Annotated in this window: 18 protein-coding genes; 2 read left to right on the forward strand and 16 right to left on the reverse strand. The window is 66.2% G+C overall.

Features of this window, described 5'->3' with window-relative positions:
- Window positions 1–422: 422 nt before the first annotated feature.
- The 13 genes from HRV97_RS01060 to HRV97_RS01120 form a co-directional block, all read right to left on the reverse strand.
- The gene (locus tag HRV97_RS01060; protein WP_174191852.1) at window positions 423–722 is read right to left on the reverse strand and encodes a GCN5-related N-acetyltransferase; all 300 of its coding nucleotides are present in this window, start codon (window positions 720–722) and stop codon (window positions 423–425) included.
- On the reverse strand, window positions 719–925 hold the full coding sequence (locus HRV97_RS01065) for a TOBE domain-containing protein (protein WP_174191853.1): 207 nt from the start codon (window positions 923–925) through the stop codon (window positions 719–721). The genes HRV97_RS01060 and HRV97_RS01065 overlap by 4 nt, the downstream gene beginning before the upstream one ends.
- A 96-nt stretch (window positions 926–1,021) precedes the next feature.
- Entirely contained in the window at window positions 1,022–1,252 is a 231-nt protein-coding gene (locus tag HRV97_RS01070) for a hypothetical protein (protein WP_174191854.1), read from the reverse strand.
- Window positions 1,253–1,400: 148 nt separating this feature from the next.
- A complete protein-coding gene (gene lpdA, locus HRV97_RS01075) occupies window positions 1,401–2,792 on the reverse strand; it encodes a dihydrolipoyl dehydrogenase (RefSeq protein WP_174191855.1) in 1,392 nt (463 codons plus the stop codon).
- Between the two features lie 111 nt (window positions 2,793–2,903).
- Window positions 2,904–4,196, reverse strand: a complete 1,293-nt coding sequence (odhB, locus tag HRV97_RS01080) for a 2-oxoglutarate dehydrogenase complex dihydrolipoyllysine-residue succinyltransferase (protein ID WP_174191856.1) — start codon at window positions 4,194–4,196, stop codon at window positions 2,904–2,906.
- Window positions 4,197–4,222: 26 nt separating this feature from the next.
- Window positions 4,223–7,189 (reverse strand): 2-oxoglutarate dehydrogenase E1 component, encoded by a 2,967-nt coding sequence (locus HRV97_RS01085; protein ID WP_174191857.1) that lies wholly within the window; start codon window positions 7,187–7,189, stop codon window positions 4,223–4,225.
- A gap of 136 nt (window positions 7,190–7,325) precedes the next feature.
- Window positions 7,326–8,210 (reverse strand): succinate--CoA ligase subunit alpha, encoded by an 885-nt coding sequence (sucD, locus tag HRV97_RS01090; RefSeq protein ID WP_174191858.1) that lies wholly within the window; start codon window positions 8,208–8,210, stop codon window positions 7,326–7,328.
- A 23-nt stretch (window positions 8,211–8,233) separates the two neighbouring features.
- Entirely contained in the window at window positions 8,234–9,196 is a 963-nt protein-coding gene (gene mdh, locus HRV97_RS01095) for a malate dehydrogenase (RefSeq protein WP_174191859.1), read from the reverse strand.
- A 123-nt stretch (window positions 9,197–9,319) separates the two neighbouring features.
- Entirely contained in the window at window positions 9,320–10,414 is a 1,095-nt protein-coding gene (gene zapE, locus HRV97_RS01100) for a cell division protein ZapE (protein ID WP_174191860.1), read from the reverse strand.
- Window positions 10,414–10,887, reverse strand: a complete 474-nt coding sequence (locus HRV97_RS01105) for a PaaI family thioesterase (RefSeq protein WP_174191861.1) — start codon at window positions 10,885–10,887, stop codon at window positions 10,414–10,416. The genes zapE and HRV97_RS01105 overlap by 1 nt, the downstream gene beginning before the upstream one ends.
- A 99-nt stretch (window positions 10,888–10,986) precedes the next feature.
- Window positions 10,987–11,769, reverse strand: a complete 783-nt coding sequence (locus tag HRV97_RS01110; RefSeq protein WP_281356753.1) for a succinate dehydrogenase iron-sulfur subunit — start codon at window positions 11,767–11,769, stop codon at window positions 10,987–10,989.
- 188 nt (window positions 11,770–11,957) lie between these two features.
- Window positions 11,958–12,548, reverse strand: a complete 591-nt coding sequence (locus tag HRV97_RS01115) for an ATP-dependent Clp protease proteolytic subunit (RefSeq protein ID WP_174191862.1) — start codon at window positions 12,546–12,548, stop codon at window positions 11,958–11,960.
- 45 nt (window positions 12,549–12,593) lie between these two features.
- Window positions 12,594–13,559, reverse strand: a complete 966-nt coding sequence (locus HRV97_RS01120) for a C13 family peptidase (protein WP_174191863.1) — start codon at window positions 13,557–13,559, stop codon at window positions 12,594–12,596.
- Window positions 13,560–13,683: 124 nt separating this feature from the next.
- Between HRV97_RS01120 and HRV97_RS01125 the strand changes: the two genes are divergently transcribed.
- Window positions 13,684–14,703 (forward strand): SDR family oxidoreductase, encoded by a 1,020-nt coding sequence (locus HRV97_RS01125; protein WP_174191864.1) that lies wholly within the window; start codon window positions 13,684–13,686, stop codon window positions 14,701–14,703.
- A gap of 205 nt (window positions 14,704–14,908) precedes the next feature.
- Here the strand turns inward: HRV97_RS01125 and sdhA are convergent, their stop codons facing one another.
- From sdhA to sdhC, 3 genes are read right to left on the reverse strand one after another with little or no spacing between them, the layout of a single operon-like run.
- On the reverse strand, window positions 14,909–16,708 hold the full coding sequence (gene sdhA / locus HRV97_RS01130) for a succinate dehydrogenase flavoprotein subunit (protein ID WP_174191865.1): 1,800 nt from the start codon (window positions 16,706–16,708) through the stop codon (window positions 14,909–14,911).
- Entirely contained in the window at window positions 16,708–17,085 is a 378-nt protein-coding gene (sdhD, locus tag HRV97_RS01135) for a succinate dehydrogenase, hydrophobic membrane anchor protein (RefSeq protein ID WP_174191866.1), read from the reverse strand. Before sdhD ends, sdhA begins: the two co-directional genes overlap by 1 nt.
- Entirely contained in the window at window positions 17,085–17,519 is a 435-nt protein-coding gene (gene sdhC / locus HRV97_RS01140; RefSeq protein WP_174191867.1) for a succinate dehydrogenase, cytochrome b556 subunit, read from the reverse strand. The genes sdhD and sdhC overlap by 1 nt, the downstream gene beginning before the upstream one ends.
- Before the next feature lie 115 nt (window positions 17,520–17,634).
- Between sdhC and HRV97_RS01145 the strand changes: the two genes are divergently transcribed.
- Entirely contained in the window at window positions 17,635–19,011 is a 1,377-nt protein-coding gene (locus HRV97_RS01145; protein ID WP_246248475.1) for a methyl-accepting chemotaxis protein, read from the forward strand.
- Window positions 19,012–19,024: the final 13 nt, after the last annotated feature.

A 19,024-nucleotide genomic window follows, 5' to 3' on the forward strand; every position in this document is an offset into this window, starting at 1 on the left:
TCGTGCTGTACGACTTCTGCGGCCGCAGATCTTGCCGACATAGACCGCGTTGGTTTCAAAGGCGGCGATCAGAGCGGTGTCGTCGTTACCCGGCGCATCGGTTAGGTGGCATTCAGTTGCGGGTAATCGCTTCGGTGTCTCACGCCTGATGAACTACCTTGTCTGTCAGCCAAGCGGCGAGGCGGTGCATCGAGTTTCAGCCCATTAAGGCGGAGCCGGTCCGGCCGCTCACTCGCCGCCTGCGCCATCGGCCCCTCGCCATGATAATCTGATTTTGGGTCTCAGCGTTGGCATGCAGGCGATCCGCGCTGGTACCCACAGTTGCGCCAATGCCTAAGTGTCGCCACTCTAGTACTTCCTACCCGAAGCGGGCGGGTCGCGGACATGGCGTTTGCAGTAAATCGGCTCACTCGTGAACCACATCAACGCGCCAACTTACCGCGCCACGCCAGTGACTGACGGTTGAGCGCTGCCAGATCGGCGCTGCCGGCGAGCACCGCTTCGCCGAGGTCAACCGCACGGGTGAGCAACGCCGCATCAACGTGGCGATACGCCGGACGCCTGGGGATCGCGTCGTACCACACGCCGCCGACCACGTTGTCGAGCAGGATGCGCTGGAAACAATGGTCGTTGCGTACCGGCCAGCCGCGTTTCATGGCGAGCGCGGGCATCGTCTCGCGCGTCAGTGTCAGCCAGCGTTGCTCCAGCGCCGCGCGCGTCACTTGCCGATTAGGACGTCGCTCGCCTTCACCAGCACCGTCACCTGATCGCCGATCGCGAGGCCGAGTTCGGCGACCGCTTCCTCGGTGATCGACGAGGTGACGACGTTGCCGCCGCCGATGTCGACCTTGATCGTGCCGTTGACCGCGCCGGGGTTGATCGCGGTGATCGTGCCCGAGAACTGATTGCGCGCGCTGATCTTCATGGATGTATCCCCGACGCGAGCCAAGGCGGTCGCGTCGGGATGATCATGCTACGCGGTTGAGGAGCGGGCAAGGTAGCATCCGCTCCGCTACACGCGTCAGCCGCGATGCGGTTGCGCCTGCGCCGCCTGCTTGCGCGCGGCGACCTTGGCGCGGTGATGACCGACCGCGCAGCCGATCGCGGCGCCCGCGACCGCGTGGCCCTTGCCGACGAAATGCCCGCCGACGCCGCCGACCGCTGCGCCCTTCAGACACCCCTTCGCTTCGGCGGGCGCGGTGGCGAGCGTGGCGGAGGTGGCGAGGGCCAGGATGATTGCTGCGTGCTTCACGGTTACTCTCCTCGTCGAAGGCGACTGTTCTGCGCTCCCCGCGCTGTCGCGGCGGTGGCGGCGGCGTTAAACTTCGGTCACCCCGAACGGAAAGCGGCGGCGGCGCATCGCTGCACCGCCGCCGCCCGTGTGATCGCGCGGATGCCGATCAGATGTGGATCGGCTTGCCCGTCACCGCCATCGCGGCTTCCTTGATCGCTTCCGAGTGCGTCGGGTGCGCGTGGCAGGTGTAGGCGATGTCCTCGCTCGTAGCGCCGAACTCCATTGCCTGCGCGGCCTGCGCGATCATCGTGCCCGCGACCGAGGCGATCGCCCAGACGCCGACGACGCGGTCGGTCTTCGCATCCGCGATGATCTTCACGAAGCCGTCGGGCTCGTGGTTGGTCTTCGCGCGGCTGTTCGCCATCATGGGGAACTTGCCGACCTTCACCTCGCCCTGTTCTTTGGCGAGTTCTTCAGTCAGCCCGACGCCCGCGATCTCGGGCCAGGTGTAGACGACCGAGGGGATGATCGCGTGGTTCACGATACCGTGCTGACCCGCGATGTTCTCCGCCACCGCGATCCCCTCGTCCTCGGCCTTGTGCGCGAGCATCGGGCCCGGGATCACGTCGCCGATCGCCCACACGCCGTCGACCGACGTGCGGAAATCATGGTCAGTTTCGACCTGCCCGCGATTGTTGGGCGTCAGCCCGATCTTGTCGAGCGCGAGGCCGTCGGTGTTGGCGCGGCGACCGATCGAGACGAGCACACAATCGGCGGTGAGCGTCGTCGCCTCACCGCCCGCGGCGGGCTCCAGCGTCAGCGTCGCGGTCGTCCCGTCCGAGGTGATGTCGGTCACCTTGGTGCCGAGCTTGAACTCGATTCCTTGCTTCTTGAAGATCTTGTTCGATTCCTTGCGGATGTCGCCGTCGAAGCCGGGCAGGATCTGGTCGAGGAACTCGACGCAGGTGACCTTGGCGCCCAGGCGCCGCCACACGCTGCCGAGCTCGAGCCCGATCACGCCGCCGCCGATCACCACCATATGCTCGGGCACCTTGGGCAGATCGAGCGCGCCGGTCGAATCGACGATCACCTTCTGGTCGATCTCGACACCCGGCAGCGGCGTAACGGTCGAGCCGGTCGCGATGACGATGTTCTTCGCGGTCACGCGCTCGCCCGCGACGGTGACGGTGTGCGCGTCCTCGAACGCGGCGCGGCCTTTCAGCCACGTCACCTTGTTTTTCTTGAACAGGAACTCGATGCCGCCGGTCAGCTGCTTCACCGCGTCGCGGCGCTGCCCGTGCATCGCTTCCAGGTCGAGCTCGGGCGTCACCTTGATGCCCATCTTCGCCATGGCGCCGTTCGCCGCGGCGTCGAAATATTCGGATGCGTGGAGGAGCGCCTTCGACGGAATGCAGCCGACGTTGAGGCAGGTGCCGCCGAGCGTCTCGCGGCTTTCCGCGCACGCGGTCTTGAGCCCGAGCTGCGCGGCGCGGATCGCGGCGACGTAGCCGCCGGGGCCGGCGCCGATCACCAGCACGTCATAATCGTATTCAGCCATCGTACTTCTCCCGGTCATCAGGCCGGCGCGAAGGCCGGCGTCTCGCGCGGCAGGAGCGTTGCGCCCCGGGGCACGAGACCCCGGCCGCAGCCGGGGTGACGCTTGATATGATTACAGGTCGATCAGGATTCGAGTGGGGTCCTCGATCGCGTTCTTCAAGGCGACGAGGAACGTCACCGCCTCGCGACCGTCGATCAGGCGGTGGTCGTAGCTGAGCGCCAGATACATCATCGGGCGCACCACGACCTGGCCGTTCACCACCACCGGGCGATCCTCGATCCGGTGGAGGCCCAGCACCGCCGACTGCGGCGGGTTGATGATCGGGGTCGACATCAGCGAGCCGAACACGCCGCCGTTCGAGATCGTGAACGTGCCGCCACGCATCTCGTCCATCTTGAGCGTGCCGTCCTTCGCGCGGCGGCCGAAGTCGCCGATCGTCTTCTCGATCCCGGCGACCGACAGATCCTGCGCGTCACGGATGACGGGAACGACCAGACCGCCCGGCGACGACACCGCGACCGAGATGTCGGCGTAATCGTGGTAGACGATCTCGTCCCCCTCGATCGAGGCGTTGACGGATGGGATGTCCTTCAGCGCCATCGTCGCGGCCTTCACGAAGAAGCCCATGAAGCCCAGGCGGACGCCGTGCTTCTTCTCGAACAGGTCCTTGTACTTGGCGCGCGCCTCGATCACCGCGGTCATGTCGACGTCGTTGAACGTCGTCAGCATCGCCGCTGTGTTCTGCGCTTCCTTCAGGCGCTTGGCGATCGTTTGGCGCAGGCGCGTCATCTTGATGCGTTCTTCGCGGCGCGCGGGCGCGGAGCCCGCGTCCGCGCGGCCGGCGGTGGCGGCGCCACCGTCCGACGTGCCCGCGGCAGGCGCAGCCGCCGGCTTCGACGAAGCCGCGGCGGCAACGTCTTCCTTGGTCAGGCGGCCGTCCTTGCCCGTGCCCTTGATCGTCGCCGGATCGACGCCGTGCTCCAGCACCGCGCGGCGTACCGAGGGGGAGAGTGCGGCGGGGCCTTCGCCCGCGACCGGGGTCGCGCCGTGGTTGCCATAACCGCCGGCGGTCGGCGTCGCGCCGCCCTGACCGCTACCACCCGTCGATGCGGCGGGGGCCTGCGTCACCGCGGGCTGCGGTGCGCTCGCCTGCGCCGGTGCCGCGCCGCCCGCGTCGACGGTCGCGAGCAACGCGCCGACCTCGACCGTGTCGCCGACCTTGACCGCGTGCTCGCCCATCACGCCCGCGACCGGCGAGGGGACCTCGACCGAGACCTTGTCGGTCTCAAGGCTCGCGACCGGCTCGTCGGCGGCGACCTTGTCGCCCGGCTGCTTCAGCCACTCGCCGACGGTGGCTTCGGTGATCGACTCGCCCAGCGTGGGCACCAGAACTTCGGTTGCCATTCTATTTTCCTGTCTTGAGCGAAGGGTCAGGCGCCGGCGGTGCCGGCCTTCTTGGTCGTGTCGGCCTCACGGGTCCGGCGGATTTCCTCGCGCACGTTGTGGCCGAGCGCGTCGGCGATCAGCGCGCCCTGCTCGGCCTGGTGGCGCTTCATCAGCCCCGTCGCCGGCGAGGCGGCGGCGGCGCGACCGGCGTAGCGCGGACGCTTGACTGACGAATTTGCCATCTGGAGCACTTCCTCGATGAAAGGCTCGACGAAGAACCAGTAACCGTTGTTGCGCGGCTCTTCCTGCGCCCAGATCACCTCTTCGAGGTTCGGCATCCGCGCGATCCGCTCAACCAGCGACTGCGTGGGGAAGGGGTAGAGCTGCTCGACGCGCACGATCTGCGTGTGCTCGTCACTCGCCGCATCGCGCGCTTCCATCAGGTCGTACGACACCTTGCCGGTGCACAGCACCAGCCGCTTGGTCGCCGCATCCGCGGGTGCCGACGGGTCGGACAGCACGCGGCGGAAATGCGTGTCGCGCTGAAAGTCCGCTGCGCTCGACACCGCCAGCTTGTGGCGCAGCAGCGACTTGGGCGTGAAGACGACCAGGGGCTTGCGGAAATTGCGGTGCATCTGCCGGCGGAGCAGATGGAAATAGTTCGCCGGTGTGGTGCAGTTCGCGACCTGGATGTTATCGCCGGCGCACGCCTGCAGGAACCGTTCGGGGCGCGCCGAGCTGTGCTCGGGACCCTGGCCCTCGTACCCGTGCGGCAGCAGCATCACCAGACCGTTCGCGCGCAGCCACTTGGCCTCGCCCGAGGTGATGAACTGATCGATCATGATCTGCGCGCCGTTGACGAAGTCGCCGAACTGCGCCTCCCACAACACCAGCGTCTTCGGATCGGCAAGCGCGTAGCCGTACTCGAACCCGAGCACGCCGTACTCGGACAAGGGGCTGTCCAGCACTTCGAAGCTGCCGTGTTCGACGTTCCACAACGGAACGTGGCGATGTTCGTCATTCTGGTCGACCCAGACGGCGTGGCGCTGCGAGAAGGTGCCGCGACCAGAATCCTGTCCCGACAGGCGGACGCCGTAGCCTTCGGACAACAGCGAGCCGAACGCCAGCGCTTCGCCTGTCGCCCAATCGAAGTTCGCGCCCGAGCGAAACATCTCGCGCTTGGCATCGAGCACGCGCGAAAGCGTCTTGTGAACCGATATCGTTTCAGGGATCGTCGTCAGCAGTCGGCCGATCGCGTCGAACAGCTTGGGCTCGATGCCGGTATCGACGCTGCGACGTTGGCTGTCGGCGTCGGCGGGGGCGTGGAGCCCCGACCAGCGGCCTGCGAACCAATCCGCCTTGTTGGGCTTGTAAGCAGCACCTGCCTCGAACTCGCCTTCGAGCCGCGTGGTGAACTGCTTGACGTTGTCGTCGACCCAGGCCTGATCGACCACGCCTTCCTGCACCAGCCGCTTGGCATAGATGTCACTGACGCCCGGATGGCTGCGGATCGCCTTGTACATCAGCGGCTGGGTAAAGCCGGGCTCGTCGCCCTCATTGTGACCGAAGCGGCGATAGCACCACATGTCGATCACGACGTCGCGGTGGAACTTCTGCCGGTATTCGATCGCCATCTTGGTCGCGAAGGTCACCGCCTCGGGATCGTCACCGTTGACGTGGAAGATCGGCGCTTGGACGCCCTTGGCGACGTCCGACGGATAGGGCGAGGAGCGCGCGAATTGCGGGCTGGTCGTGAAGCCGATCTGGTTGTTGATGACGAAGTGAACGCAGCCGCCGGTGTTGTAGCCGCGGATGCCCGAGAAGCCGAAACACTCCCACACGATGCCTTGGCCAGCAAAGGCGGCGTCGCCGTGGATCAGCACGGGCAGCGACTTGGAATGCGTCTCCAGATCACCCGCGATCGTCTGGATTGCGCGAATCTTGCCGAGCACGACCGGGTCGGCCGCCTCGAGGTGCGAGGGGTTGGCGACCAGGCTCATGTGGACGTGGTGGCCGTCGAACTCGCGATCGGTCGAGGTACCGAGGTGATATTTGACGTCACCCGACCCGCCGATGTCGTCGGGGTTGGCGCTACCGCCCGCGAATTCGTGAAAGATCACGCGCAACGGCTTGTTCATGACGTTGGCGAGCACGTTCAAGCGCCCACGGTGCGCCATGCCGAACACGATCTCGTTGACGCCGGCCGCGCCACCGTATTTGATCAGGCTCTCGAGCGCGGGGATCATGCTCTCGCCGCCGTCGAGCCCGAAACGCTTGGTGCCGACATATTTGCGGCCGAGGAACTTCTCCCACTGCTCGGCCTCGATTACCTTGTTGAGGATCGCCTTCTTGCCCTGGGGCGTGAACTCGATCGCCTTGTCCTTGCCTTCCATGCGGTCTTGCAGGAAGCGGCGCTCCTCCACGTCCGCGATGTGCATGTATTCGAGGCCGACGTTGCCGCAATAGTTGGCGCGCAACGTGTCGACGACTTCGCGTACGGTCGCCCATTCGAGACCGAGCGTGCCGCCGAGATAGACGGGACGATCGATGTCGTTGTCGGTGAAGCCGTAATATTCGGTCTTCAGATCCTCGGGCAACTCACGCAAGCCCGACAAGCCGAGCGGATCGAGGTTGGCGGCGAGGTGACCGCGCACGCGGTAGGTGCGCACCAGCATCTGCACGCGGATCGCGTCACCCGCGGCGCGGATGATGTCGTCCTTCGACGGGGCAGGGGCCGCGGCGGCAGGCTTCGCGCCACCCTTGGCGGGCTTGGGCGCGGGCTCCATCTGCGTTGGGTCGAGCGCGGCAGTCAGATCGTCGGTGGTGGTGAGCGGCCAGCGCTGGTTGGTCCACGACGGGGTGCTGCTCGCACCCTCCAGCCCTTCGAAGAAGGTACGCCAGCCCGGCTCAACGCTGTCCGGCGCGGATTTGTAGCGGGCGTAGAGCGTGTCGATGAACGCGGGGCTGACGCCGCCGGCGATGTCGCTGAAATCCTGACCTTCGAAGCCCATCACACACCTCATGTCCCGCCCGCGAGAGCGAGGATGGGGCCAGCCACCTCAGAGGCGGCGAGCGGACGAGCGCGGGTGGCCCCGATTACAAGCGCTCGTCCGTTTTCACGCGCCGCCCCGAGCAGGGCGGCGTACCTTAGCCCTTGAGCACTTCCAGCAGCGTCGAGCCGAGCTCGCTGGGCGAAGCTGCGACCTTGATGCCGGCCGCTTCCATCGCCGCGATCTTGCTCTCGGCATCGCCCTTGCCGCCCGACACGATCGCGCCGGCGTGGCCCATGCGACGGCCCGGAGGCGCGGTGCGACCTGCGATGAAGCCGGCCATCGGCTTCTTGCGACCGCGCTTCGCCTCGTCGCGGAGGAACTGCGCCGCCTGCTCCTCGGCGTCGCCACCGATCTCGCCGATCATGATGATCGACTCGGTCGCGTCGTCGGCGAGGAAGAGCTCCAGCACGTCGATGAAGTTGGTGCCGTTGACCGGATCACCGCCGATGCCGACCGCGGTCGTCTGACCGAGACCCGCGTTCGAGGTCTGGAACACCGCTTCGTAGGTGAGCGTGCCCGAGCGGCTGACGACGCCGACCGAACCCTTGCGGAAGATGTTGCCCGGCATGATGCCGATCTTGCACTCGCCCGGCGTCAGCACGCCGGGGCAGTTCGGGCCGATCAGCCGCGACTTCGAGCCCGACAGCGCGCGCTTGACGCGCACCATGTCGAGCACCGGAATACCTTCGGTGATGCAGACGATCAGCGGCACCTCGGCGTCGATCGCCTCCAGGATCGAATCCGCGGCGAAGGGCGGCGGCACGTACACCGCGCTCGCGGTTGCACCGGTCGCGGCAACAGCCTCGTGCACCGTGTTGTAGATCGGCAGGCCGAGATGCTCGCTGCCGCCCTTGCCCGGCGTGACGCCGCCGACCATCTGCGTGCCGTAATCGAGCGCCGCCTGCGTGTGGAAGCTGCCGGTGTTGCCGGTCATCCCCTGCGTGATGACCTTGGTGTTCTTGTCGACGAGGATGCTCATCGGGGGTCCTTTTCGTCAGCCGTTCAGGCGAGCGTGTTGTCGATGCCGCGGCACGCGGTGAGCAGTTCCTTGACCGCGTCGACCGATACCTGGAGGTTCTGCTTCGCCTCGTCGGACAGCTTCACCTCCACAATCTTCTCGACGCCGCCGGCCCCAATCACGACGGGAACGCCGACGTAGAGGTTGTCGATGCCATACTCACCCGACAGGTTCGCCGCGGCGGGCAGGATGCGCTTCTGATCGTACAGATAGGCTTCCGCCATCGCGATGCCGCTGGTCGCGGGCGCGTAATAAGCCGAGCCGGTCTTCAGCAGGGCGACGATCTCGCCGCCGCCGCCGCGCGTGCGCTTGATGATCTCATCCACCTTCTCCTTGGTGGAGAAGCCCATCTCGATCAGGTCGCTGACGGGGATGCCGGACACGGTCGAATATTCGAGCACCGGGACCATCGTGTCGCCGTGGCCGCCGAGCACGAAGGTGTTCACGTCCTTCACCGACACGCCGAACTCGGTCGCGAGGAAGTGCGAAAAGCGCGCCGAGTCGAGCACGCCCGCCATGCCGACGACCTTGTTGTGCGGCAGCCCGGAGAATTCGCGCAGCGCCCACACCATCGCGTCGAGCGGGTTGGTGATGCAGATGACGAAGGCGTCGGGGGCGTTGTTCTTGATGCCCTCGCCGACTGCCTTCATGACCTTCAGGTTGATGCCGAGCAGGTCGTCGCGGCTCATGCCGGGCTTGCGCGCGACACCGGCGGTGACGATGATGACGTCCGCGCCCGCGATGTCGGCGTAATCGTTGGTGCCGGTGATCTTGGCATCGAAGCCCTCAACCGGACCGCACTGCGACAGGTCGAGCGCCTTGCCCTGCGGCACGCCTTCGACGACGTCGAAGAGGACGATGTCACCCAGGTTCTTGAGCGCAGCCAGGTGCGCGAGCGTGCCGCCGATGTTGCCGGCGCCGATCAGCGCGATCTTCTTGCGGGCCATTCCATCCCCTCTCGTCGTTACGGTGGATGGGAAGGTCGCCTACGCCCTTTGGCCGTCCGCGACAACCCGCAAAAGCCTAGAAGCCAATATAGTAGAGATAACGGTTCGCAATAGCGATAGAGCTCAGTTTTGGCCGTGACCCTGCGTCAGATACTCCTCGGATCGCATCTCTTCCAACCGGCTGACGGTGCGCTCGAACTCGAAGCGGCCATCGCCGGCGGGGTACAGTTGGTCAGGTTCAGCGTCGGCTGCCGCAAGCAACTTGACCTTATACTCGTACAAAGCGTCGATCAGGCTGACGAAGCGCGCCGCCTCGTTGCGCATGTCCGGCCCGAGCTGCGGGATGCCGACGACAATGACGGTGTGGTAGCGCCGCGCGATGCAAAGGTAGTCGGCGGGTCCGCGTGCTTCACCGCACAGCCGCTTGAAGCTGAACACCGCAACGCCTTTCAGCGCCTTTGGCACGTGGAGTGTGCGGCCCTGCACCGACAGCTCCTCGCTCGGCACGTGCGCGCGATCCTCGGGCGGGTAATCGGTCAGGCGGAAGAAGGCGGCGGAGAGCTCGGCGGTGGCCTCGGCGCCGTTGGGGACGAGCCAGGTGTCCTGCTGCCCCAGCCTGTCGCGGCGGTAATCTACGGGTCCGTTTAGCGCGAGCACGTCGAGCCGCTCGCCGATCAGCGCGATGAAGGGAAGGAAGTGCTCGCGGTTGAGCCCGTTGCGGTAAAGGTCGGTCGGCGCGCGGTTGCTGGTGGTGACGATCGTCACGCCGGCCTCGATCATCGCGGTGAACAGCCGCGACAGGATCATCGCATCGGGCGAGTTGGTGACCATCATTTCGTCGAACGCGAGCAGGCGCGTGCTGTCGGCGAGTGCTTGTGCCACGGGCAGGATCGGGTCGCCCGCTTCCTTGCGCCGCTCCACCGCGATGCGGCCGTGCACCTCGATCATGAATTCGGCAAAGTGGATGCGGCGTTTGGAGGGAACGTCGACGTGATCGTAGAACAGGTCCATAAGCATCGACTTGCCGCGCCCTACGTCGCCCCACAGGTAGACGCCGCGTGCAGGGACCGTACGTTTACGGAAGAAACCGGTCGTGCGCGGATGTTCAAGCTCGTGAGCGAGTGCGTCGAGCCGGTCGGCGGCGGCGGCTTGCTCGGCATCGGGGCGGAGTTCGCCCGCGGCGATCAGCGCGTCATAGGCGGCACGCACTTTTCCCATCAGCCGGCGCTCGGCTTGCGAATCGTGCCGGAAAATTCGGCGACCGTCATCTCCATCTGCACCAGAAGACCGCGCACGAAGATCAGCCGACGCGTTTGGCGCAATATCTCGACCTGCGCCTCCAGCGGCTCGCCGACGCGGCCGGCGCCGATGAAGTGGGTGTTGAGGTCAAGCGTCACTGCTGGCCCGGCCGAGAGCACACCGAAGCTGCGCAGCGCCGCGAACAGCGCGACGTCGATGAAGCCGAGCAGCGCGCCGCCGTGGACGTTGTTGCCGAAGTTGGAGTGACGGTGCTCGGGCGTCATGCGGACGCGGGCGAGCGCGTCCTCCTGCCGGACGATCACGTCGCCCAGGAACGAGTTGAATCGCGTGTCGTCGCGGAAGCGCCAGTGCATCCAGCCGGGATGGTCGGGATGTTCGTCGAAGAGGAAAGCGCGCGAGGGTTCGGCCTCGCTGTGGTCGCTACGGTCCATGGTGATCCATTCGTGCCGGCGGCGGAAACGTGTTCAGGCACGCGCCGCGGCCGGCATGAACGGCGAAAGGTCAGTCGAAGGTCACTCCAACGAGCGTGATCACACGATCCGCTCGACCTCCATCTTCTTGATCTCGGCGATCGCCTTGGCGGGTGAGAGGCCCTTGGGGCAGACGTTCGCGCAATTCATGATCGTGTGGCAGCGATATAGGCGGAACGGATCCTCCAGCGCGTCGAGGCGCTCGCCCGTCATCTCGTCACGGCTGTCGGCGAGCCAGCGATACGCCTGGAGGAGGATGGCGGGGCCGAGGAACTTGTCCGAGTTCCACCAGTAGCTCGGGCATGAGGTCGAGCAGCACGCGCACAGGATGCACTCGTACAGACCGTCGAGCTTCGCGCGCTCCTCCGGGCTCTGCAGCCGTTCCTTGCCCGAGGGGGGCGGCGTGACCGTCTGGAGCCACGGCGTAATCGAGGCATATTGCGCGTAGAAGCGCGTGAAATCGGGGACCAGGTCCTTGACCACGTCCATCGCGGGAAGCGGCGTGATCTTCACCTCGCCCTTCACGTCCTCGATTGCGGTGGTGCAGGCAAGGCCGTTGCGCCCGTCGATGTTCATCGAGCACGACCCGCAAATGCCTTCGCGGCACGAGCGGCGGAAGGTGAGCGACGAGTCCTGCTCGCCCTTGATCTTGATCAGCGCGTCCAGCACCATCGGGCCACATTCGTCGAGATTGACCTCGAACGTGTCGAAACGCGGATTTTCGCCCGAGTCCGGATCGTAGCGATATACTTTGAAGCTGCGCATCTTGCCACCGGGCTGCGGCGAGGGATGCTTGGTGCCGCCCTTGATACGGCTGTTCTTCGGAAGGGTGAACTCGGCCATACGTCTCGTTCTCGTGTTCGGGCAGGATCGCGGGCGCGAAACACGTCACGATCGCTGTCGGCTCGGATACCGGATCGCGGCGCGTACCGCAAACAAGGTCCGCGCCGTTCCTAGCGCACATGCGCCAAGGCTCAAGACATAATGCGCCTCGGCGGATGTGCCAGCCGCCTGCCCGGAGAAACGAGCCGTCAGATGATGTCGAGCACCAGGCCGAGGTCGCGTGCCTGGCTGGCCTCGATGTACCAATTGTGCGGTGCGCGCTGCTTCAGCTCGTCGAGCGTCACCTGGGTGCCGCGGACGAGGTCGGCAAAGCCTTCGTCCTGGATGCGGATCGAATCTTCGATTTCGTTGAGCTTGGCGTTGAGCACCGGCGACAGTGTGTTGAGCGGACCTGAAAGCTGGACGGTCGAGTTCATCAACCGCTCGTGAATCATCAGGCGCGAGTTCTTGGTCAGGAACCGTTTGTCGGCGGGGAAGGCGGACATGAAGGTCGCGCCGGCCGAATAGACCGCGACCTTGCCGAGGAACAGCGCCTCGCGTCCGGTATATTCGCGCAAGAGGCGGATCGAGTCGCCCATCGCGCGCGCCATTTCAGGGTCGCCGCCAAGCGTGGTGATCGACACCACCAGCGGACCGTCGGTCGGGGCTGCAGCCAATCCGTCGAGGAACTTGGCATACATCTGCTCGTCGACGGTGCCGTAGAGTTGGATGTGGGGGCGGGCGAGCAGCGGATAGTTGATCGCGTTGCTCTGGGCGGCGGTGGTGTCAGGCTGGGTCATGGCGCGCTTAGCGTCAGGCGCCGCGCGTTGTTCCGGCGCGGCCAATCATTTTCCCGTCAGCAGCGCGGTGGCGGCACGGCCGGTGCGTGGGGTAGCGGCGGGCAGCGCGCGCTCTAACGCGGCGAGCCAGCGCCGCGCACCCGCGCCGACCGCGACCTGCGGTGTCGACGGATCGAGTTCGACCTGCTTCTCCCACCCGGCGATCAACGTCTGCGCTTCTTGTGCCGCGGCGGCGAGCGGTTGCGGCTTTCGCAGCGCGATGTTGACCAGCGCGTCGCCGAAGAAGGTCCAGTCGTTGTTGGCCTGGCAACCGAACGAAGGGCGGTCGGCCGCGGCGGCGGTGACGATCGCGGTCGTATCCGACGATAGCATCGGCACGAACACGCCCGAGTAACAGGCGCTGATCAGGATCAGCCGGTTGCGAATGCCGAGCGTCGAAAGCTGGTTCCACAACCGCGTCGGCGACACCGCGCCATATCCCTGATCGCCGTCGTTGTAGTAGATGCCGAACGGCGCGCCGTGGCTGGTGGTGTAGAGGATCAGCACGTCCTCCGCCGGATCCATGACCTCCGCCACGCGCGCGAGCGCGAGGTCGAGGTTGGCAGGGCTGCCCATCGGCAGGTCGCTGTCGCGGGTGCCGTCGCTGCCCGCGAGCAGGATCACGTGGCCGGCGGCATCGTAGCGACGCGTGAGTACCTTGGCCGTCTCGCGCGCTTCGCGGCCGAATACGGGATCGCTGTCGAGCGCGGCGACGATCACGAAGGCGTCGACAACGCCGGGGCGCTGCGAGCGGACGGCAGCGAGCGCGGCGTCGAGGCGGCGATGCTCGGCCAGGCGCCAGCGTGCGGGTCGATCTCGCTCCACGTCGATCCCCATGTCGGCCTGTATCTGCGTTTCCGCCTCGCCGCCGGCGAAGACGGGTGCGGGCAGATTGTGGCGTGCGGGCTGGTAGGTCTGTGCGCTGGCGCTGACAGCGAGCGATGCCATGACGAGCAACAATGTTCCGCGCATGGCCGATCCCCCGATCACGGGATTAACGGACGTGCGGCGAGCCAAGTCAAGCACCCGGCGTGCGCGGGAGCGGAACGTGCGCGCGTGGCGTTCGCTTGAGAGCAAACAGGTGGAACCGCAAACCATGTCGTTAAAGCTTAAACCAATCGATCAGCAGGTGATCGTCATCACTGGAGCGTCCTCGGGAATTGGATTGCTGACCGCACGCGAGGCGGCGAAGCGCGGTGCCAAGGTGGTGCTGGTTGCGCGCGGCGACGAGGCGCTCGCCCGCGTCGTGGACGAAATTCAGGCGGCGGGCGGCGAAGCCTATCACGTCACGGCGGACGTGGGCGATGCGGAGGCGGTCAGGCGGGCGGCGACGCACGCAGTGGCGCGGTTCGGGCGTATCGATAGCTGGGTCAACAATGCGGGTGTCACGATCTACGCCAAGCTGCTCGACACACCGATCGACGAGCATGAGCGGCTGTTCCGAACCAACTATTTCGGCGTGGTCAACGGTTGCGCAGCAGCGGTGCCGCACCTGCGCGAGCAGGGCGGCGCGTTGATCACGGTCGCCTCGATCGCGGCGGGCATGCCGAGCCCGCTGATGGGCGCCTATGCTGCCAGCAAGCATGCGGTGAAGGGCTATGTCGACACGCTGCGCGGTGAGTTGTTGCAGGAGGCGGCACCGATCTCGACCACGTTGATCCAGCCGTCGGGGATCGACACGCCAGTTGCGGAGCATGCGAGCAACCACGCCGGTGGCAAGGCGCGGATCCCGCCGCTGGTGTACGATCCGATGCTGGTGGCGAACGCGATCCTCGACGCGGCGACGCGGCCGACGCGCGGTGTGACAGTGGGCGGCGCGGGCAAGGCGCAGGTGCTGTTCGCACAACATGCGCCGGCGTTGTTCGACCGGGTGGCGGCCGTGGGCTCGGCGCTGTTCATCGACCCGACGAAGAACCAGCCTCGCCCCGACAATCTGTTCGCGCCGGCGCACAATGGCGTGGAGCGATCGCGCGACCAGACCGGCAAGGGGTTCAGCCTCTACACCGCGGCGATGCGGCGACCGGGTGTTACGCTGGCGCTGGGTGCGGCGCTGCTGGGGGCGGGACTGTTATGGCGGCGGCAGGATGGAGCGGAGGGTTCGGGGGCGAAGCGCTAAGGTGCGCCGCTGTCTGCGCGTGAGAAGAAGCAATAGGTGCGGCCGAACCCGCGGTAGGCGGGTTCCGAGGACGGGGAGGAAGGTCGGAGGTTGGACGTTTGCTGCCTCACCGCTTCATCTCGGCCATGATCCGGCATCGCGCTTCTCACCGGTGTAGAGAGACAGCGGGGCCCCAGACCAAGTCCGGAGCTCCAAGATTAGTGACTTAGTAGACGCGCTTCTTGGGCTTGATGTACTCGATGTCGTCGGTGAGCGAGTAATCGTGCACCGGGCGGTAGTCGATCGCGACGTTGCCGCCCTTGCCACCCCAACCGTCAAAGGTGGCGATGGTGTGCTTCATCCAGTTCGCGTCGTCGCGATCGGGGAAATCCTCGTGCATGTGGGCGCCGCGCGACTCCTTGCGGTTGTCGGCGGATTTCATCGTCACCACGGCCTGAGACAGCAGATTGTCGAGTTCGAGCGTCTCGACCAGGTCGGTATTCCAGATCAGCGAACGATCCTTGATGCTGACGTCGCCGATCGAGCGGTACACGTTGTCGATCTTGGCGACGCCTTCGGACAACAAGGCGCTGTCACGGAACACCGCGCAATGCTTCTGCATCGTCTGCTGCATGTCGCGGCGGATGTGCGCGGTCGGCGTACCGCCCGCGGCGTTGCGGAAGGTGTCGAGCCGGCTGAGCGCGAGTTCCTCCGACCCCTTGGGCAGCGGGGCATGCGTGGTGTTCGGTTTGAGAATGTCGCGAACGCGCAGGCCAGTGGCGCGGCCGAACACGACCAGGTCGATCAGGCTGTTCGAGCCGAGGCGATTGGCACCGTGGACCGACACGCATGCCGCCTCGCCGACCGCGAACAGCCCAGGGACGACCGCGTCGGGGTTGCCGTCGCGCAGGTTCACGACTTCGCCGTGATAGTTGGTCGGGATGCCGCCCATGTTGTAGTGGACCGTCGGGGTCACCGGCAGCGGCTGGCGCGTCAGGTCGACACCGGCGAAGATCTTGCCCGTCTCGGTGATGCCCGGCAGCCGCTCGTGCAGCACCTTGGGATCGATGTGATCGAGGTGAAGGAAGATGTGATCGCCCTCGGGGCCGACGCCACGGCCTTCGCGCATCTCCATCGCCATCGAGCGCGCGACGACGTCGCGACTGGCGAGGTCCTTCGCCGACGGAGCATAGCGCTCCATGAAGCGCTCACCCTCGGAGTTGGTGAGGTAGCCGCCTTCGCCGCGCGCACCCTCGGTGATCAGCACGCCCGCACCGTAGATGCCGGTCGGATGGAACTGCACGAACTCCATGTCCTGGAGCGGCAGGCCGGCGCGCAGCACCATCGCGTTGCCGTCACCCGTGCAGGTGTGTGCCGAGGTCGCGGAGAAATAGCAGCGGCCGTAGCCGCCGGTTGCCAGCACGACGTTGTGCGCGCGGAAACGATGGATCGAGCCGTCTTCCATGCACAGCGCAATTACGCCGCGGCAGACCCCCTTTTCCATGATGAGGTCGAGTGCGAAATATTCGACGTAGAAGTCGGCGTCGTACTTCAACGATTGCTGGTACAGCGCGTGCAGCATCGCGTGACCGGTGCGGTCGGCGGCGGCGCAGGTGCGCTGCACTGGGGGGCCTTCGCCCATGTTCTGCATGTGGCCGCCGAACGGACGCTGGTAGATGGTGCCGTTGTCGTTGCGGCTGAACGGCACGCCGGCATGCTCCAGCTCGTACACCGCCTGCGGCGCCTCGCGCACCATGTACTCGATCGCGTCCTGGTCTCCGAGCCAGTCGGAACCCTTGACGGTGTCGAACATGTGCCACGACCAGTGATCGGGCGAGTTGTTGCCGAGGCTGGCAGCGATGCCGCCCTGCGCCGCGACCGTGTGGCTGCGCGTCGGGAACACCTTGGTGATGCAGGCCGTCTTCAGCCCGCTTTCCGCGATGCCCATCGTCGCGCGCAGGCCCGAGCCGCCCGCGCCGACGACGACCGCGTCATAGGTATGGTCGATGATCTGATAGGCGGCCATTACTGGGCGGCTCCGAAGGCGATCTTGAGGATGGAGAAGATGGCGACGCCAGCGATCGCGGCGGCGTAGACGTTGAGCAGCACGATCGCGACGAAGCGGCTCTGCATCCGCGCGTAATCCTCGATCGCGACCTGCAGCCCGAGACGGAAGTGGTAGACGACCGAGACGATCAGCAGCAGCATCGGGATCGCGGCCCAGGCCGAGCCGAGCCAGATGCGCACGGTGGCGAAATCATACGCCGGGAGCATCGCCAGCGAGGCGAGCAGCCACGCCATCAGTAGCAGGTTAGTGCCTGCGGTCAGTTTCTGATGCCACCAGTGATGCACGCCCTCGTGCGCACTGCCGTAACCGCGGACGCGGCCGAGTTCGGTGCTCATTACTTCAACCCCAGCCAGAGCCAGAACAAGACCGTCATCGCGATCGAGAAGACGAAGGTCAGCCGAGCGGCGAGCTGGTTGGTCTTAAGCTCGAAAGCCGCCCCGGTGTCCATGACGAGGTGACGAATGCCGCTCGCCATGTGCTGGAACACCGCCCAAGTCAGCCCAATGCCGATCACGTAGCCGATGATGTTCAGGTTACCGCGATCGGTGGTGAACACGTCGCGGAAGGTTGCGTAGGCGGCGTCGCCGGAGGCGATCGCAGCAAGCCACCACACCAACAGGATCGCACCAACGGTCGCCATCGCCGCGCCGGTCGCGCGGTGGATGATCGAGGTCAGCATCGCGGGGCTGAAGCGGTAGTGGAATTGCATCGGGCCCGTGAAGAGATGCGGGCTTCTCGGACGGGGACGAGGTGCGGGACGGCTGGCCAACGGCGGTTCCTTTCAGCCTACGCCCTTAGCCGCGATAGCGTGCGATGCAAGCACGGCACGACGGTCACGGCTGGTTCAACGTGGCATTAACCGGTTCTAGGTAAGTGGAGTCGCCATGACCTTCAACACGACGCACGCCATGTTCGACGATCTGCCGACGCCCGGATCGGTCGCGGCCAGACTGGACCTCGACGCGCGCTTTCGCGTGTTCGACACCGATGGTCGGCTGGCGGCGCTGAGCCGCACGACCTGGGACGCGATCGCGGGCGACGTAAAGACGATTTCCGGCGCGTATTGGGGGCAGTGGCAACGCTGTTTCGAGAGCACGAAAATGTGGGCGCCGCACGACGTCGAGCGGATGATCGAGCTGGGCTGCGGCTTTCTGGAGAACCGTTTTCTGCGGACGCGCGAACGGGCGTGGGTCGAATCGGTCGAGCGCTCGGTCGCATCGGCGTACGCCGCGGGCGTGACGCCGATGGCGCTATTGTCGATGATCAGCGCCAGCGACCGCGCCGCGCTCAACAGCCTGATGCAGCGTGCCACGTCAGGCGATCCGCAGTTGACCGAAATGGTCGACACGTTGATGCGGCTGTCGGCGCTGGAAGGCGAGATCACGGTCGAACTGTATAATGCTTATCGCGAGCATAGTGCGCAACTCGCGCGCGACCGGTTGGCGGCCGCGTTTCGCGACGGGATCGCGGCAACGGTGCAGGCGGCGACGCAGGACGGCAGCCACCTGCGCGTGCAGGCCGCGGGCGCATCGGCCTCGGCGCGCGGGATGCTGGGCAAGACGAGCGAGGTAGCGGCCGCGGCCGAGCAGTCGGCGGTGGCGATGCGCGACGCGGCCTCGACCGCTGCGGGGCTGATCCGCGCGATCGAGGATGCGCGGGTCGAGGTCGAGGCAGCCGCCGAGATCGCGACGCGCGCGGGCGTGCAGGCGGGCGACGCGGTGACCGTATCGGGAGCGCTGAGTGAGCACGCGAAATCGATCGAGTCGATCCTGGGCTTGATTCGCGACATTGCGGGGCAGACCAACCTGTTGGCGCTGAACGCGACCATCGAGGCTGCACGGGCTGGCGATGCGGGACGCGGGTTTGCGGTGGTGGCGCAGGAGGTGAAGAGCCTGGCCAACCAGACCGCGCGCGCGACCGACGATATCGCGGGCAAGATCGCGGCGATCCAGGCGGCGACCAAGGTGACGGTGGATACCTCCGCCTCGATCCGATCCACGGTGCTGGAGGTGCAGGATTCGGCGACGCGCATTCGCCACGCAATGGAAGCGCAGGCGCATACGGTCACCGCGATCACCGCGGCGGTGGACGAAACCGCGCTCGCGGCCGATTCGATGTCGCACACCGTGGCCGCGATCCGCGCCGATACGGAGGGTGTCGCCTCCGAGATCGACACGCTGGAGGATGAGTTCGCGAGCGTGGAGGCGCTGCTGGAAACGCTGCGCGGGTCGGCGGAGGAGTTCGCGCGAAACGTTGCCTGACGCCTGGCCGACG

It is taken from the genome of Sphingomonas hominis (assembly GCF_013328205.1).
In the GTDB taxonomy this organism is placed as follows: Bacteria; Pseudomonadota; Alphaproteobacteria; order Sphingomonadales; family Sphingomonadaceae; genus Sphingomonas; species Sphingomonas hominis.

Bases quoted from the DNA above. Each gene is read 5' to 3' on its own strand.
- HRV97_RS01065 (WP_174191853.1), bottom strand. From the start codon at position 925: ATGAAGATCAGCGCGCGCAATCAGTTCTCGGGCACGATCACCGCGATC.
- lpdA (WP_174191855.1), bottom strand. From the start codon at position 2,792: ATGGCTGAATACGATTATGACGTGCTGGTGATCGGCGCCGGCCCCGGC.
- odhB (WP_174191856.1), bottom strand. From the start codon at position 4,196: ATGGCAACCGAAGTTCTGGTGCCCACGCTGGGCGAGTCGATCACCGAA.
- HRV97_RS01085 (WP_174191857.1), bottom strand. From the start codon at position 7,189: ATGGGCTTCGAAGGTCAGGATTTCAGCGACATCGCCGGCGGCGTCAGC.
- sucD (WP_174191858.1), bottom strand. From the start codon at position 8,210: ATGAGCATCCTCGTCGACAAGAACACCAAGGTCATCACGCAGGGGATG.
- mdh (WP_174191859.1), bottom strand. From the start codon at position 9,196: ATGGCCCGCAAGAAGATCGCGCTGATCGGCGCCGGCAACATCGGCGGC.
- zapE (WP_174191860.1), bottom strand. From the start codon at position 10,414: ATGGGAAAAGTGCGTGCCGCCTATGACGCGCTGATCGCCGCGGGCGAA.
- HRV97_RS01105 (WP_174191861.1), bottom strand. From the start codon at position 10,887: ATGGACCGTAGCGACCACAGCGAGGCCGAACCCTCGCGCGCTTTCCTC.
- HRV97_RS01110 (WP_281356753.1), bottom strand. From the start codon at position 11,769: ATGGCCGAGTTCACCCTTCCGAAGAACAGCCGTATCAAGGGCGGCACC.
- HRV97_RS01115 (WP_174191862.1), bottom strand. From the start codon at position 12,548: ATGACCCAGCCTGACACCACCGCCGCCCAGAGCAACGCGATCAACTAT.
- HRV97_RS01120 (WP_174191863.1), bottom strand. From the start codon at position 13,559: ATGCGCGGAACATTGTTGCTCGTCATGGCATCGCTCGCTGTCAGCGCC.
- HRV97_RS01125 (WP_174191864.1), top strand. From the start codon at position 13,684: ATGTCGTTAAAGCTTAAACCAATCGATCAGCAGGTGATCGTCATCACT.
- sdhA (WP_174191865.1), bottom strand. From the start codon at position 16,708: ATGGCCGCCTATCAGATCATCGACCATACCTATGACGCGGTCGTCGTC.
- sdhD (WP_174191866.1), bottom strand. From the start codon at position 17,085: ATGAGCACCGAACTCGGCCGCGTCCGCGGTTACGGCAGTGCGCACGAG.
- HRV97_RS01145 (WP_246248475.1), top strand. From the start codon at position 17,635: ATGACCTTCAACACGACGCACGCCATGTTCGACGATCTGCCGACGCCC.